The organism is Rhodococcus globerulus NBRC 14531 (assembly GCF_001894805.1).
Lineage (GTDB): Bacteria > Actinomycetota > Actinomycetes > Mycobacteriales > Mycobacteriaceae > Rhodococcus_F > Rhodococcus_F globerula.
Genome location: NZ_BCWX01000001.1, coordinates 963,532 through 977,914, shown reverse-complemented (window position 1 = coordinate 977,914; position 14,383 = coordinate 963,532). Strand labels below are relative to the sequence as shown.

17 protein-coding genes are annotated in these 14,383 nt (G+C 61.5%); 4 read left to right on the top strand and 13 right to left on the bottom strand.

Going from position 1 to position 14,383, the window contains the following annotated elements:
- Positions 1-73: 73 nt before the first annotated feature.
- Together mftB and mftA are read right to left on the bottom strand one after the other, a co-directional pair.
- Entirely contained in the window at positions 74-361 is a 288-nt protein-coding gene (gene mftB / locus RG2_RS04405; protein WP_033236400.1) for a mycofactocin biosynthesis chaperone MftB, read from the bottom strand.
- A complete protein-coding gene (gene mftA, locus RG2_RS04400) occupies positions 346-441 on the bottom strand; it encodes a mycofactocin precursor MftA (RefSeq protein ID WP_072782308.1) in 96 nt (31 codons plus the stop codon). Before mftA ends, mftB begins: the two co-directional genes overlap by 16 nt.
- A gap of 103 nt (positions 442-544) precedes the next feature.
- Between mftA and mftR the strand changes: the two genes are divergently transcribed.
- Positions 545-1,144 carry a mycofactocin system transcriptional regulator MftR gene (gene mftR / locus RG2_RS04395; RefSeq protein ID WP_033236401.1) on the top strand — a complete coding sequence of 200 codons (600 nt, stop codon included), beginning with the start codon at positions 545-547 and terminating at the stop codon, positions 1,142-1,144.
- A 12-nt stretch (positions 1,145-1,156) separates the two neighbouring features.
- Positions 1,157-1,981 (top strand): mycofactocin oligosaccharide methyltransferase MftM, encoded by an 825-nt coding sequence (mftM, locus tag RG2_RS04390; RefSeq protein WP_033236402.1) that lies wholly within the window; start codon positions 1,157-1,159, stop codon positions 1,979-1,981.
- Positions 1,982-1,984: 3 nt separating this feature from the next.
- Here mftM and RG2_RS04385 read toward each other — a convergent pair whose 3' ends face one another.
- Entirely contained in the window at positions 1,985-2,194 is a 210-nt protein-coding gene (locus RG2_RS04385; RefSeq protein WP_033236403.1) for a DUF4287 domain-containing protein, read from the bottom strand.
- Between the two features lie 41 nt (positions 2,195-2,235).
- A complete protein-coding gene (locus RG2_RS04380) occupies positions 2,236-2,679 on the bottom strand; it encodes a DUF6314 family protein (RefSeq protein WP_033236404.1) in 444 nt (147 codons plus the stop codon).
- Between the two features lie 73 nt (positions 2,680-2,752).
- Between RG2_RS04380 and RG2_RS04375 the strand changes: the two genes are divergently transcribed.
- The gene (locus RG2_RS04375; RefSeq protein WP_033236484.1) at positions 2,753-3,223 is read left to right on the top strand and encodes a MaoC/PaaZ C-terminal domain-containing protein; all 471 of its coding nucleotides are present in this window, start codon (positions 2,753-2,755) and stop codon (positions 3,221-3,223) included.
- A gap of 8 nt (positions 3,224-3,231) precedes the next feature.
- Here RG2_RS04375 and RG2_RS04370 read toward each other — a convergent pair whose 3' ends face one another.
- On the bottom strand, positions 3,232-4,896 hold the full coding sequence (locus RG2_RS04370; RefSeq protein ID WP_045070899.1) for an ABC transporter permease: 1,665 nt from the start codon (positions 4,894-4,896) through the stop codon (positions 3,232-3,234).
- Entirely contained in the window at positions 4,893-5,828 is a 936-nt protein-coding gene (locus tag RG2_RS04365) for an ABC transporter ATP-binding protein (protein WP_033236405.1), read from the bottom strand. The genes RG2_RS04370 and RG2_RS04365 overlap by 4 nt, the downstream gene beginning before the upstream one ends.
- A 68-nt stretch (positions 5,829-5,896) precedes the next feature.
- Here RG2_RS04365 and RG2_RS04360 point away from each other — a divergent pair, with 68 nt between their 5' ends.
- Positions 5,897-6,385, top strand: a complete 489-nt coding sequence (locus RG2_RS04360) for a GbsR/MarR family transcriptional regulator (protein WP_033236406.1) — start codon at positions 5,897-5,899, stop codon at positions 6,383-6,385.
- Here RG2_RS04360 and RG2_RS04355 read toward each other — a convergent pair.
- From RG2_RS04355 to mdo, 7 genes are all read right to left on the bottom strand, one after another.
- Positions 6,382-7,086: a MadR family response regulator transcription factor gene (locus tag RG2_RS04355; RefSeq protein WP_051730709.1), complete on the bottom strand. Its 705-nt coding sequence runs from the start codon at positions 7,084-7,086 to the stop codon at positions 6,382-6,384. The two genes, RG2_RS04360 and RG2_RS04355, sit on opposite strands and share 4 nt — an antisense overlap.
- On the bottom strand, positions 7,086-8,468 hold the full coding sequence (locus RG2_RS04350; protein ID WP_033236407.1) for a MadS family sensor histidine kinase: 1,383 nt from the start codon (positions 8,466-8,468) through the stop codon (positions 7,086-7,088). Before RG2_RS04350 ends, RG2_RS04355 begins: the two co-directional genes overlap by 1 nt.
- Positions 8,469-8,481: 13 nt before the next feature.
- A complete protein-coding gene (locus tag RG2_RS04345) occupies positions 8,482-9,624 on the bottom strand; it encodes an iron-containing alcohol dehydrogenase (RefSeq protein WP_230590363.1) in 1,143 nt (380 codons plus the stop codon).
- A gap of 316 nt (positions 9,625-9,940) precedes the next feature.
- Positions 9,941-10,264, bottom strand: a complete 324-nt coding sequence (locus RG2_RS04340; protein WP_045070904.1) for a hypothetical protein — start codon at positions 10,262-10,264, stop codon at positions 9,941-9,943.
- Between the two features lie 41 nt (positions 10,265-10,305).
- Positions 10,306-11,823, bottom strand: coding sequence for a MadC family VWA domain-containing protein (gene madC / locus RG2_RS04335; RefSeq protein ID WP_033236409.1), 1,518 nt, complete (start codon positions 11,821-11,823; stop codon positions 10,306-10,308).
- A complete protein-coding gene (locus RG2_RS04330; RefSeq protein WP_033236410.1) occupies positions 11,820-12,902 on the bottom strand; it encodes a MadB family AAA-type ATPase in 1,083 nt (360 codons plus the stop codon). Before RG2_RS04330 ends, madC begins: the two co-directional genes overlap by 4 nt.
- Positions 12,903-12,988: 86 nt before the next feature.
- On the bottom strand, positions 12,989-14,263 hold the full coding sequence (mdo, locus tag RG2_RS04325; protein WP_033236488.1) for an NDMA-dependent methanol dehydrogenase: 1,275 nt from the start codon (positions 14,261-14,263) through the stop codon (positions 12,989-12,991).
- Between the last annotated feature and the right edge of the window lie 120 nt (positions 14,264-14,383).

Genomic DNA, 14,383 nt, shown 5'->3' with positions numbered 1-14,383 from the left:
CTGTGTCCTCGCAAAGAAATGAAGCGGGCGAACGTGCAGAGGGCTGTTCCGCACGTGGGAGCGTGCGAGCGACTCAGACAGGCACAATCATGTGCGAGTCGGCGAGAGTGCTCAGCGCGCGGGCATATTGGGGAGCCGCGTCATCTTCGATGCCTTGCGCACGCAGTGCGGACCGGACATCAGGATGGTCTGGCAACGCCTTGACCACCGCAACGATGGTCGTGTTCTTCAGGAACGAGAGCTTGCGCGTTCCGAAGTGGTAGAGCAACGCCCCGAAAGGTTCGGGGCGAAGCGCTACCTGCGGGTGGAGTTTCCACCCCGCATCGAGATTCAAAGCAGGCACGGTCAGTACACGCCGCACATGCCGTCGATCGAAACCTCTTCGACCAGCGATTCTTCGATGAGGTCGTTGTCGAGTGCCTTATTGTCACGATCGGACATGGATTCCTCCTGAATCTGTGGTCACGAGTGGGACTTCACTGTGACTCGGTTCACCACTGTAATGGCATCGAGTGCAGAATGACAGACTGGGAGCAGAAAAAGTATGCGAAGCCGCAAAAACCCGTCCGCTCGGATAGGTCGTCGCCCCTCCACTACCAGGGAGGGGATCAGTACGGTCGGCATCGAACTCTTTTCCACGCTCGGCTTCAACGAGGTCAGTGTCGATCAGATCGCCGACGCTGCCGGAATCGCTCGCCGGACGTTCTTCCGCTACTTTCCGTCCAAGAACGCTGTGCCATGGGGCGACTTCGACGGTCATCTGGCTCAGATGCGTGAACACTTCAATTCGCTGCCCGAGGACATGCCGCTTGTCGACGCCCTCGAATCCGCACTACTGACGTTCAACACGTTTCCCCCGGAAGAGACTGCTGTGCACCGTAACCGGATGGAACTCATCCTCACCGTGCCCACGCTTCAGGCATACTCGGTGGTGATGTACGAAGGCTGGCGCCAGGTTGTCGCCGAGTACGCTGCCAAGCGAATGAACCTCGAACCGACCGATCACGGTCCGCGGACTGTGGGCTACCTTCTGCTCGGTGTCGCGATGGCCGCCTACGAACAGTGGCTCACCGACGACGCACTGGAACTACCCGAACTTCTGCGAACCGGAACGCAGTCCTTGCGCACCGGTATCAGCATCTGAGGAAGGCCCACCATGTCAGCACCCGCCGCACCGGTCATGGATTCACTTGCGCCCTCGGCGCCCGGGCGATGGTCGTTCGGCCACGTCACGGTCGAGCGGGTGGCGTCAGGTCCCCTCACTCTCGATCGCAGTGACGGCACACTTCTGGTGCGGCATTCCCTGACTGAGGACGACCTCAGCGAACGGCTCGTCGCGGGCGTGACCGCCTCGATCCAGGACGCCGACTTCGGGCAGGACGAATTCGAACTCACGATGGTGGGACTGGTTCGCTCCACCGTCGACGGAGCCCTCGAATCATGGACCACCTACTACCGGAACTCACTGCGCGAACTCCTGGACGGCAGCGCCGATTTTGCGCCCATCCACGAGAAAGCACACGAACTCGTGCGCGGCTCCGTCCTCGACCTCGGGTCGTGTTTCGGATTCCTGCCGTTGCGCCTCGCCGGCGCCGGAATGGACGTCACTGCGACGGATATCCTGCCCGGAACCATGATCCTGCTCGACGCGGTTGCCCCAGAACTGGGTATCACGATCAACACACTGATCTGCGACGCCGGTGAGGTACCAACACCCGACAAGAGTGCGGATACCGTCACGGCAATTCATCTGCTCGAACATGTCGACAATGCCGTGGGAGAGAAGGTGATCGCGCAGGCCCTGCGGATCGCCCGAGAGCGTGTTGTCATCGCCGTCCCGTTCGAGGACGAGGCAACTGCATGCCACGGGCACATCCGGACCTTCGACCTCGAATCACTGCGCGCCGTTGGCGAGAAAACCGGCGCGGCGTTCGAGGTGTTCGAACATCACGGTGGATGGCTGATACTCGATGCGCGGTAAGTGCTAGCCGGCATCTTCCTTCAGGGTATGCGCCACTAGAGCATTGGCATGTCCGTGCCCCAGCCCGTGCTCGGACTTCAGCCAGGTGACCAGTTCCATGTGCTTTGTCAGGTCGGAACTGCGAATCAGCTCCTGCCACTCGCTGATCGGTCGTCCGTATTTCTTCTCGATCGACGGAAAATATGACGCTGGGCCTTTCACCGGTTCAGTCATGACCCGGAATCTACAGCCGCCATGCGTGCGTCGCGCGTCATTTACGACGATCTCGCGAGGTGCGTCGTCATCGTGTAGTCCTTGCTCGGCCCGGTCACCGTCCACTCGACCGACCACGCAGCCTGCGAATCAGTTGTGGCTTCCTCGACATCGATGTCGATGCGGCCCCGGTATGTATCTGCGCCGCACAGATGCTCGACGTCGTCTCCCGGTGCCCAGTCGTGAAACTCTCGACCGTCCTCGAAGGTGACTGCCCACTCGCCGTCATGCTGCTCGATGAACAGAGTGCGGAAAACCGGCAACTCCAGGTCGCCGTCGAACAATGTCCCGCTTTCGTACCAGCGCAGTCGGCCGTCACCGGCATCTTCGATGGTGGTTGTTCCTGTGACGCGTTTTGTGACTTCTGCACGGCGGTCGACGATCCTTCGTTCGAAGTTCCACTCCCCTACCAGTGCGTTTGGATCGAGGTGCTTGTCGTTGACCATCTGCCGATTCTAGTGGCTCGGTAGGTGGCGTATGTTCCGAGTACAGGCCTACCCGCAGGAGATCCAGAAGAACATGAACGATTCTGCCGCCCTTCACCATCGCTCGGTCTACGCCGAAGATCTTCGGATCGGCCAGATCATGGAGTTGAGTTCATACACGGTCTCGGAGCAGGAAATTGTCGACTTTGCGACGCAATGGGACCCTCAGTGGTTCCACACCGACAAAGAGGCCGCCGAATCCGGCGTGTTCGGCGGCTTGATCGGCAGCGGAGTACACACTTTGGCAATTTGTCAGAAACTTGTGGTCGCAAGCATTTACGACCGATGGAACGTCATTGCCGGCAAGTCCATGCGCGACGTACAGTTCCTGCGCCCACTCCGTCCCGGCGACACCTTGAGCGGCACGCTCACCGTTGACGACGTAGTACTCGACAAGCGCTCGCGTGGACTGGTGACTACAACCGCCGAATTGGTTGATGCGCAGGGTAATCGCATGTTCCAGGTTGTCACAGACGCGTATCTCCACTGTCGACCGACATCGTGACCGAGCCGCTACATTCGGATGTCTCGGCGTGCAAACGCAGCAATCGCCGACGCACCGAGAGCTAGTGCCAGAGCGGTCAACACAACCAGCGGCAAAGCGGTCACGGCTTCGGCGGGTGCGGTGGGAACGTGAGTGAACGGTGAAAGGTCCAGGACTACTTGGGGAAGCTTGAACAGCACGCCGAATTGCCCGAGAACGATGCAGGCCGCAAAAATACCCCAGGACAGCGACGACGCAATCGCCGGAAACAGTCCGAAAACCAAAGCCACGACTGCAAGAACGACCAGCACTGCCGGCAGATAGGCCAGCGCCGCGCCTGCCATCCGCACAGTGTTGCCCGCGATATCGTCGGTAACCAGACCGAACGCGAACCCGGTGAACACACCCGCAAGAATGTGCGCGAGCACCACCCCGCCGACAACGGTGCTTACGTGCGAAAGCATCCACTTCCAGCGCGGAAGTGCCGTGGACAACAGCGGTTCCAACCTTCCCGAGGATTCTTCGCCATGCATGCGGAGAATGCTCTGAACCGCATATGCCGCAATGACTATCGACAGAAAACCCAACGCGGTCGCCAGGTAGGAATCGACCAATGCGGCTGATCCCCCACCGAGCTGCTCGAAAAGGTCAGCAGTCTGCTGCGACGAACCCACCAACTGGTCGATCTCGTTTCCGACTGCCCCGTACGAGAATCCGAGAATGACTACCGAGAATAGCCACCAGAACATCGTCACTCTCTGCATGCGCCACGCCAGACCCCACGCCGACGGCAACCAGCGCGCCGCAACCGGTGGCCCCGGCCTCGGCTGGACCAGTCCCGCTCCCTGGTCACGATGACCGATGAGCACAAAGGCAATCCCGATGTGAACTACGGCAAAACCGAAGAGCAGCAGCAGTATCCACCAGGCGTTGTCGTCGTACGGTCGTATCTGCTGCGCCCACCCGATCGGCGAGAGCCACGACATCCACCCACTGACCACGCGGGTACCGTCGTCGACAACGGTGCTGTCGACGTCGCCGATCGCCCGTAGCATGAACGCAATTCCGATGGCCGCGCCCGCGATACCGTTGGCCGTGCGGGCACCGTCCGTGATTTGAGCCGCAACAGCCGCAACGCCGGCAAACGCGATACCGGTGCCGCCGATCGCCGCTCCCAGCGCCAGCGAGCCGTCCGCCGGAAGCCCGATGGCCACCAGACCGATTGCACTGGCAAGAGCCAGAACGATATTCGCACCGATCGTGACAACAAGTGCCGACGTCAGTAGCGCACGCCTACCGACAACCGCCGCACCGATCATCTCGGCGCGCCCGGTCTCCTCGTTCTGCCGAGTGTGGCGCACCACCGCCAGCGTGCTCATCAATGCCGCTGCCAACGCAAACACCAGAACGCCCTGGCTGGCAACAATCGCACCCTCGGAGTATCCCGACACGATGCCGTTGGTGGCCAACGCCACGGGTGAGACTGCGGATCCGACTGCAACGGAACGCAATTCCTCCGGAGTGCTGTACAGTCCACCCACGCTGGCAGCGACAAAAATCAGAAACACGGTCAGCGAAATCAGCCAGACCGGGAGCTGAATTCGATCGCGTCGCAAGGCAAGCCGAACCAACCGTGATGTACCGGTGAACTGGGTACCTTGGTGAACGTCGACCGGGCTGATCGTGGCAGTCACGGCCGCGCCCCCGATTCCGCTCGCAGATGCTCCGAACTCTCCTTCGCTCGTTCGTCCCCGTAATGACGAAGGAACAGTTCTTCGAGAGTTGGCGGTGTGGACGTCAGCGCCACGATCCCGAAGCCGACAAGGTGTTCCATCAGTGCGCCGAGCCGAACACTGTCGACCTCACACTTCGCGTGATCACCATCGACGAGCACGTCGTACGTGCCCTCGAAGGCGTCGAGTCCGGCGACCGGTGTGCGCGTCGTGACCGATACCGATGTACGGGTCAGATGCCGCAGTTCCGACAGCGTTCCGGACTCCACCGTTTGCCCTTCACGGATGATGCTGACACGATCGCACAGCGCTTCCACCTCTGCCAGAATGTGGCTCGACAGCAAAACCGTCTTCCCGGCATGGGCCAACTCGTGAACGCAGTCCTGGAAAACCGCCTCCATCAACGGATCGAGACCGGACGTCGGTTCGTCGAGAACATAGAGTTCGACGTCCGAAGCGAACGCGGCAACGAGTGCCACTTTCTGCCGGTTGCCTTTCGAGTATGTTCTCGCCTTCTTTCTGGGATCGAGTTCGAAACGATCGAGTAACTCTGCGCGCGTAGACACATCGATCCCGCCTCGCAGGCCGGCGAGTAGGTCGATGGCCTCACCTCCGGTCAAATTCGGCCACAGATTCACCTCGCCCGGCACGTATGCCAGACGCCGATGCAGGGCGACGGAATCACGCCACGGATCGCCGCCGAGGACCGTTGCTTCGCCGGAATCCGAACGCAGCAGGCCGAGCAGTACCCGAATGGTGGTCGACTTGCCTGAACCGTTCGGCCCGAGAAATCCGTGAATCTCGCCTTCGGAAACCTCGAGATCCAAGCCGTCCAACGCTCGGGTTGGTCCGAACGTCTTGACCAGGTCTTTCACCGAAACTGCGGCACCCATGAATTCGACCGTACGCTGATTTCACAAATGTGTGAAGATAGAAAAACGTAAAGATCGGACACTCCCCGATGACCGACATGACCGCCCGACATGAACCGCCCGACCATCCCGACAAGAGCCGGCACTTGGTCGAGCGCCTCTCGCTGGTGCTGATCGACATGGGCTTCCCGCCCATGCCGGCACGCGTCTGGGCAGCTTTGATGACCAGCAATCAGCCGTCGTCGACTCCCGGCGATCTCGGTGAGGTGCTCGGCGTGAGCGCGGCAGCCATTTCCGGCGCGGTGCGATACCTGCTACAGGTCAGCCTGATCGAACGCGACGCCGTTCCGGGATCAAGGCGTCAGCACTACCGCGTCAGTGTAGACCTGTGGGCCGACGCGTTTGTCACCAAACAGTCTGCGCTGTACCAAGTATCGGAGGTAGCAGCAGAGGGCATTCGCGTCCTTGGCGAAGGCACACGCGGCGGCGACCGGATGGCCGACCTTCGCGACTTCTTCGACTTCATGGCCGCGGAGATGCCGCGGATGCTGGCCGACTGGCGAGCAACGCGCGTCTAGATCAATCCCTGTTTACTGGCCGCGTAGACTGCCTCGGCACGCCGACTCACCTCGAGTTTGCGCATGATATTGCTGACATGGAACTTCACCGTCGTCGGCGAGATGAATAATCTCTCACCGATCCTGATGTTGGACAATCCATTTGCGAGCAGCCGCAGGACCTCGAGTTCGCGATCCGTCAACCGGTCCTTGGTTGTGGACTGGCCGTTCAACGAGCGCACCACAGCGGAAGCACTACGCGAGTCGAATGCACTCTCGCCGCGAGATACCGCCCGGATTGCACGGACCAGTTCGGTGGTGTCGACGTCTTTGACAACGTATCCACGCGCCCCGGCGTGCACAGCGCGAACCACCAGTTGGTCGTCGAGAAATGTGGTGAGAACCAGTAAACCGAGTTTCGGATGCGCCACGGACAACTGCGAGCACAGCGTCAATCCCTCGTAGTCCGAACTCGCCGAGAGCTTGAGGTCCATGAGGACGATGTCGGGACTCACCCGATCGACAACCGACAATGCCTCCGGCAATGACGATGCCTCGCCGACAATGCGCAGATCACTTTCCCTCTCGAGCACCGACCGCAGCCCTTGCCGCAGTATTGCGTGGTCGTCGACGAGCACGATACGAACTACGCGACTCTCGGTGGGCCGGACAGGATCTCTGTGCCCGACGTGGCCGGCGGAGACGGGGCGTGCTGTGGTCATCATTCCTCGATCTCGGTTGTGGGACAGGCATCTTCGGCGCCGGTCTCAGTATCACTGTCAGGCTTGTCGGCGAGCGGCACCCGAACCAACACTTGGACTCCCCCGATCCTCGCGCGACGAACATCGAGCGTGCCACCCAATTCGCGTGCCCGGGACTGCATGTTGGCCAAGCCCCTGTGCCGCCCGTCGAGATCGTTGCTCGCCGCCAGTTTGAGGATCAATCGCATCCGCGCGGGGTCTCCGTCACCGTCGTCCGAGATGGACAAGACCACGGTGTCGGTGCGATACGTCAACCGGAGAACCGCCCGAGTGGCGTGGGCGTGAACGGCGGCGTTGAAGAGTGCTTCACCCGCGATCCGCAGCAATGCATGTTCGGTTTCACCGGCAAGCTCGGCCGGTGTGCCGCCGACACGAAGACTTACGGCCAACTCGTCAGGCATGTGGACCACGCTGAGTTGCTCGAGCATCTCCGGTAACGAGGTCCGGCCTTCATCCGACGAGTGGTTGAGCGCGTAGATCGCCGAGCGCAGTTGCTCCACGGCCCGCCTCGTCAGATCCTTTGCCAGATCCAGTCTTTCACTTCGCTCGGCGTCGGGAATGTCACTGCGGCACACTTCGATCTGCATACCCGCTGACAGCACCGCCTGGGTCACGCTGTCGTGGAGTTCGCGGGCGATGCGATGGCGTTCGTCGTCGACGACCTGGTGCCGGTGCGCCACCCCGAGTTGACGTTGCGTCGATTCCAGCTCACTGTTTCGCACCGCCAGATCGGCGGCAGTTCGATTGGCCTCCGCAAATGCCTCTTCGGCACGCGACAGCAGCAGTTGCCCGCGCTGATACAGAGCCGAATTCTGCAGCGCAACAGCCGTTTGACTGGCCAAGATGCTGAGAACTGCGCCGTCGGTGGAATCAAGAGTGCGATTCTGCGGAGTCCAGGCCGCAAATGCGCCCACAACACCACCCCCGAGCACGATCGGCACAAACGCGTAGTGCGGATCGACCACGGAATTCGATTCGATACTGCCGCACCGAATGTCGTTGAGACAATCCACGACGTCGTCCGGCAGCGGTGGACCCTCGACGTTGTCGACCAGGAATGGAGTCGCGTCCGGTCCGAGAACCAACCGTCGCGGCCCCGCGTCAGGCAAGGTGCCGTCGGCGAGCGCAAAGACCACCCACTGCGCACTCAAATGTGCACGCGCGGCCTCGGCAACAGCACAGACCAACGTCTCCGGGCCGTCGACTGTTCTCACCAGCGCCCGCGAAATCAACTCCAATGCATGCACGACGCGCTCGAGTCGTTCAGCCGCGCCGCGGTACTGCGGATAGAAAGTGCTCTTCCCCGAACGTAATCCGGTGAGCCTCGACAGGTCTGCGGTCATGATCTCGCCCGATTCACAGCGCGCTCCGGAACAAGGCCACCATCTGTTCCTGAGTGGCTTCACGCGGATTGGTGGACATGCACGCATCACGCAGTGCAAAACTTGCCAGGCGGCTCAAGTCCTGCTCCCGAACACCCAACTCCGCCAAACCCTTCGGGACACCGACCTCACGGGCAAGCCGCTCGACGCGATCCGCCACCGCCAACGCGGCTTCTTGCGCACTGCCACGTTGCTCCGGAAGGTTCAGCGCCGCAGCAATTGCCACGAACGGCGCCGCGTCGGTCGTGGAATTGAAACGAATGACGTGCGGAAGCAATATCCCGTTGATGACGCCATGTGGGAGATCCAGCATGCCTCCGACTTGATGACTCATCGCATGAGCCGCGCCGAGAATCGCGTTGGTGAAGGCAAGACCGGCTTCGAGACTCGCCTGAGCCATGACGGATCGCGCTTCCATTTCCATCGGCTCATGAATTGTGCGCACCAGGTTCTCGGTGACCAAGCCGACCGCTCGGAGTGCGTGATGATCAGTGAGCGGATTGTGGGCAAGCGATACGAAAGCCTCGATACCGTGCGTCAACGCATCCAATCCGGTTGCCGCATTGAGCCACTCGGGCATCGTTGTGAGCAACCGTGGATCGATGACGGTGACATCGGGAACCAACGCTCGTCCGATGATCGTGATCTTCGTACCCCGAGCGGTGTCCGTGACTATGCAGAACTGGGAAACATCTGCTCCGGTACCCGACGTGGTCGGGACCATCACCAGGGGCGGAATCGGCTTGGTCGCCTGATCGACCCCCTCGTAGTCGAGAATGTTTCCGCCGTTTGCGGCCAGAACCGCGACGCCCTTGGCCGCATCGATGACAGACCCACCGCCGAGCGCGATGATGACGTCGCACTCGCCCTCCTGGTACACCCCGAAGCCGGCCGCAATCTCGTAGTCCTTGGGATTGGGAGTCAGCCCAGCCCAGACCGTCGGCTGCAGCCCCTGCTCGGCCAAGTGCGCCTCGAGTTCACTGACCCATCCCGATTCGACCAGGCCCGGGTCGGTGACGAGAAAGGGGCGAAAACCGCCGAATCGGAGGGTTGCGTGAGCGGCTTCGACCAGGGAACCGATGCCGAACACAATTTCCGGAGCATGGAACTTCACCAATCTGGCAGCGGTGCCACGGCGGTGTTCACCTGCGTCATGGCGGTGTTCACCTGCGTCACGGCGGTGTTCACCTGCGTCACGGCGGTGTTCACCTGCGTCACGGCGGTGTTCACCTGCGTCAACAGCGTCCGGAACATCCACCGACACGGCTCCCACTCTCCTCTCGCCCGGCGCCGAGTCTGTGATCCACTTAACAAGCGCCGGTTCCGAGACTACGCGGGCATCGACGGACACACACCCGCCCAAGGAGAGGTGAATACCTACCCGATCGGGTAGGTACTGTCTTTATGCCTCGACCGTGCGTCCAGGGAGACCCTTACTCCTGACGACGACGATCCCGCCCGCCGAACAGCACGAACACGATGCCGGCGAGCAAGCCGACCACGGTCGGTCCGAGGACCAATCCGGAATACAACCACGGCGCAGGCTCTGCGGGGTACAGGTCCATAAAGCTGGCTCCGGTGAAACCAGGCTCGGGATCGAAGTATGCGCCGCCAGTGAGGATGTGCGGCGATGCCAACGATTGCCACCACCACTGGAAGACTCCCAGAGCAACAAGGCCGCATACCGCACCGACTACCGTCAGCAGCAGTATCGGTTTCCAGCGCAGCGCCGACTTCTCGGCCTTCGTCACCGTCATGGATATCAGTACATCACTACTCTCGGATTGCTTTTCACACCTCAGCGAAGTGCGTGACCCAGTTCCGCCGCCTTGGCCATCAGCTGCGCGGCATCGCGAGCCACCACCACCTCGTCACAGATCTTCGAGTACTCCGGCATCGCACACGACGCCTGGTTCCAATATCGCTGTGGTTCCGGCGTGATCCAGGCCAATCGATGAACCTTGCGTCGTAGTTCCTCGAGCTTCTCCACTTGCGGAGGTAATCCGTTGCACCGCCCGTCACCGACGATGATGACGGACGTTCGTGAGTTCAAGGCGTTGCCGTGCTCGTCCAGCAATTCGGTGAGTACTCGCCCGTAATCACTGCTGGCTTCCAGGTCCAGACCTGGATGCGCCAGGACCGCTGCCAGAGCGCCGTCACCACTGCTGGCGAGCAGGGTGTCCGTGACGTCGACGGGTCGATCGACAAAGGCCAGCACCTCACAGCGGTCGGCGCGCCGGTGCATCGCCTGGGCCAGCCTCAAGGTGAACGCGGTAACGGGCCGGACCGACAGCGAGACGTCGGCGATCAGCAACAACCGAACCCGATCGGGGCGAGGAGCTTTCACCACCAGATGGAAGGGAATGCCGTCAGTCCGCAAACTCGACCGTACCGTCCGCCGCATGTCCAAACGCCCACGGGAGCGTTCGCGCGGTCGCGGTCTCGCGGGGCCTCGCATCCGGCGCAACACTTCGTGGCACGCAAGTTCGACGTCGTTATGTGAGGGGCCTGCGGCCGCCTCACTGTCAGGGGCATCGGGAGCGGACTCCGCCAGGGCAGCGGCGGAGAGCGCCTGAACAAATGCTTCGACAGCTTCGACCAGGCGGTTCAGCTGCGCCTGCGTCAGCGGTCCGTCATCGGAGACGTCCGCATAGGCCTTGCTGGGATCGTACGCGTCGAGCCACGCGAGAATGGACGTCGGATCGTCCCAGGACAACGAACCCACCACAGCGGCAGCAACACTCGTACTGAGATCACCGACTACAGCCGACGACGCTCTGTCCACGTCCACGGTGTAGCTGACCCCCCGTCGCCCCGTTTCGGAACCGGTATCCACCGACAGTTCAGCATCACTTGACGTCATCGACACATCGTCGTCGTCCTTGTGCGGGTTGAATCCCTTCTCCGCCTCCGGAGTATCGAAGTAGTCACCCACCTCGGCGGCACGCTCGTTGTACTCCGCGTAGCGGCCGACTTCCTGATCCTCGTCGATACCGAGTGCGGTCGGCAGACCGTCGGCCACTTCCGCTCTGGACGCAATGCGATCTGCCGTCTTGCCGTCTCGAATCGGACGGAACAACGCGTCGAATGCCCGATCGAAGCCCGGTTGCTCGTGAGAGTACTTGGCGCACACCGACCGCAGGCAGGCACGCAAGACATCACGATCCGACGCCCCGACCATCGCCAGGACCCGCCGGACCTCGATGACCTCAGCGGGCGACGCCGATACTCCGGCCGCCCTCAGCAATCGGCCGAAGCTCGCCGACACCACGTCGAGGACAAACGACGGCTTTGCGGTAGAGCTGAGCATTGTCATCGCGACGAGCGGAGTCCGCTGCCACCGCGGATCCCTTGTTGATGCGAATCCCGCCCGCCGGTCCCCCGGAACACCGCTGTCGTCGTGTTCGCGGGCTTGCTTGCGACAGTGGCACGTTCGACTGACTCCCCGCCGTTGTGGGACTGTGACTCCAGCGCTGTTCCGTCGAATCGTTCCTTCGCAAGCGTCACATCCGACGAGTACTTGAGTAGCGCTGCCAGCAAGATGTCGCGCACCGTGGCGTCCGACGACACCCCCAGGCCGCTGGCTGCGAGAACCGTTGCCGCCCTTGCCGCATCGATCACCTCGGAGATCGACGGGCTCTTGCGCAGCGGAAGGTCACGCAGGATTCGAGCCAGTTCGACTACTTCGGAGGCGGTGGCTTGATCAACCTCCGGTGCACGGGCGGTGACGATTTCACGCTCGCGCTCGGACGTCGGGTAGCCGAGATGGTAGTGCAGGCACCGACGCTTGAGCGCCGGCGAGAGTTCACGAGTATCGTTGGACGTCAAGATGACCCAGGGCTGCGACCGGGCCACGAATGTACCGACCTCGGGAATCGTGATCTGCTGCTCGGCCAGAATTTCCAGGAGAAGCGCCTCCATGGACTCCTCGGTGCGGTCCACTTCATCGACCAGAAGCACGACCGGTTCCGGTGACAATATCGCCTCGAGCAACGGCCGGACCGACAGGAAATTCTCTGAGTACAAACCGAAATCCTGATCTGCCAGAAACTTCGACGCGTCAGCGACGCTGTCGAACTCGGCCACCTGATCGCTGATCCGGTCACGGAGCATCTGCACGTGCAGGAGTTGCTTTGCGTAGTCCCATTCGTAGAGCGCCCGATTGTCATCCAAACCCTCGTAGCACTGCAATCGCACGAGCTTTCGTCCACCGATCGCGGCCAGCGATTTCGCGAGTTCCGTCTTGCCGACCCCGGCCGGTCCTTCGAGCAGGAGTGGACGCCCCAACGCCGTCGCAAGGTGAACTACCACCGCAAACTCGTCGTCCGCGATGTAGTCCTGCTCGCGCAGCGCATCTTTCACTTCGACGCCGGTGGAGAAAGTGCGATTGGACATGGAACACCTTTCAATGGGGGGCAAGCCCCACGTGCGCCTTTCTGGTAGCGCGGGCTACCAGAAAGGCGCACGGGGCCGAAGGCCCGTTAGAAGTAGGACTTGTTGATCGCGTGATCGACAACCGGGATCATCGACTCCACGGTGACCTCACGGGGATTGCCCGGGGTGCACCAGTCGTCCTGAATGTGCTCGGAGATGGCGCGCACAGTCTTCTCGTCACCCTTGATGACATCACCACGACCCTCGTACTTCTTGGTGTTCATCTGGTTCTTCGCGTACGAATCGGTGCGCACCTGACCGAAGTTGTCAGGGATACCGACATCCTTGGCCAGACGGATCGCGGCCTCGACGGCAGCGTCGGCGGCCTGCACCGTCGTGAGGTTGCGGGTGTCGACACCGAGAGCTCCCGCCAACTGGGCGTAACGCTCGTAGCGCGAGGGCAGGTTGTACTCCCACACCCGAGGCAGCGCGATGGCATTGTTCAGACCGTGGTGGCTGTCGAAGAAAGCGCTCACCGCATGTGAGATCGAGTGAACGATTCCGAGTCCGCCGGAGTTGAAGGCCTGGCCGGCAATGTACTGCGCGTTCATCATTCCCTCGCGGGCCTTGAGGTTCCGCGGCTCGAAGACAGCCTCGCGCAGGTTCTTCGCGACCAACTCGACCGAGTAGATCGCGTTGCCGAGCGACGGCGCAAAATCCAGGCGAGACACGAAAGGCTCACTGCCGTGGGCAAGTACGTCGAAGCCGCAGTACGCGGTGAAGTGCTGAGGGCAGGTGTAGTAGAGCAGCGGGTCGTCGACCGCGAGGGTCACGATGGTCGCCTCGTCGAAGCCCACCCACTTGTGCGGGTTGTTCATGTCAGACGTGTCGGTGATGACGTACGCCCATGACGTCTCGGAACCCGTACCGGCTGTGGTGGAAACGGCGATGTGCGGAGGGTTCTCCTTGTTCGTGGACTTGGCAAATCCCTCGAACTCGTTGATGTTGCGACCGTCGTGCGCGATCACGACGCGGGCACCCTTGGCGGCGTCGTGGCTCGAGCCACCACCGATCGAGATGATCGAGTCGCACTTCTCCTTCTGGTAGAGCGCCGCGGCCTCCATGACGTTGTAGTCCTTGGGATTGGACTCCACCTTGTCGTAGAGAACCACCTCGACGCCCTGGTACTCGATCTTGCCGATCAGTTCTTCGATGATTCCCGAGCCGCGCAGACCCGTCGTCATCAACAAGGTGCGCTTGAACCCGAGGTTCTTGGCTTCGACGCCGATGATGTCGTGAGCACCCACACCCATGAGTGCGCGGGGGAACGGATGAAATTCCTTGATCGGGAAGTCCCAGATCTGATTGAGCTCGATTGCCATCTTCTTTGCTCCTCGCGAATGCGTGACTGTGACGGTGGGAGTGATTGAAAGCCGCTTGTTTGTGATCGGCATCTCATCTGCACTCCACTGTGGACCGGCCGACAGCCCGAACCCACAGTT

What these genes read in the sequence shown, in the direction of transcription:
- RG2_RS04340 (WP_045070904.1), bottom strand. Translation starts at nt 10,264, where the DNA reads ATGACGGTGACGAAGGCCGAGAAGTCGGCGCTGCGCTGGAAACCGATA.
- mdo (WP_033236488.1), bottom strand. Translation starts at nt 14,263, where the DNA reads ATGGCAATCGAGCTCAATCAGATCTGGGACTTCCCGATCAAGGAATTT.
- RG2_RS04330 (WP_033236410.1), bottom strand. Translation starts at nt 12,902, where the DNA reads ATGTCCAATCGCACTTTCTCCACCGGCGTCGAAGTGAAAGATGCGCTG.
- mftM (WP_033236402.1), top strand. Translation starts at nt 1,157, where the DNA reads ATGTCAGCACCCGCCGCACCGGTCATGGATTCACTTGCGCCCTCGGCG.
- RG2_RS04360 (WP_033236406.1), top strand. Translation starts at nt 5,897, where the DNA reads ATGACCGACATGACCGCCCGACATGAACCGCCCGACCATCCCGACAAG.
- RG2_RS04350 (WP_033236407.1), bottom strand. Translation starts at nt 8,468, where the DNA reads ATGACCGCAGACCTGTCGAGGCTCACCGGATTACGTTCGGGGAAGAGC.
- RG2_RS04380 (WP_033236404.1), bottom strand. Translation starts at nt 2,679, where the DNA reads ATGGTCAACGACAAGCACCTCGATCCAAACGCACTGGTAGGGGAGTGG.
- RG2_RS04375 (WP_033236484.1), top strand. Translation starts at nt 2,753, where the DNA reads ATGAACGATTCTGCCGCCCTTCACCATCGCTCGGTCTACGCCGAAGAT.
- RG2_RS04355 (WP_051730709.1), bottom strand. Translation starts at nt 7,086, where the DNA reads ATGACCACAGCACGCCCCGTCTCCGCCGGCCACGTCGGGCACAGAGAT.
- madC (WP_033236409.1), bottom strand. Translation starts at nt 11,823, where the DNA reads ATGACAATGCTCAGCTCTACCGCAAAGCCGTCGTTTGTCCTCGACGTG.
- mftR (WP_033236401.1), top strand. Translation starts at nt 545, where the DNA reads ATGCGAAGCCGCAAAAACCCGTCCGCTCGGATAGGTCGTCGCCCCTCC.
- mftA (WP_072782308.1), bottom strand. Translation starts at nt 441, where the DNA reads ATGTCCGATCGTGACAATAAGGCACTCGACAACGACCTCATCGAAGAA.
- RG2_RS04365 (WP_033236405.1), bottom strand. Translation starts at nt 5,828, where the DNA reads ATGGGTGCCGCAGTTTCGGTGAAAGACCTGGTCAAGACGTTCGGACCA.
- RG2_RS04385 (WP_033236403.1), bottom strand. Translation starts at nt 2,194, where the DNA reads ATGACTGAACCGGTGAAAGGCCCAGCGTCATATTTTCCGTCGATCGAG.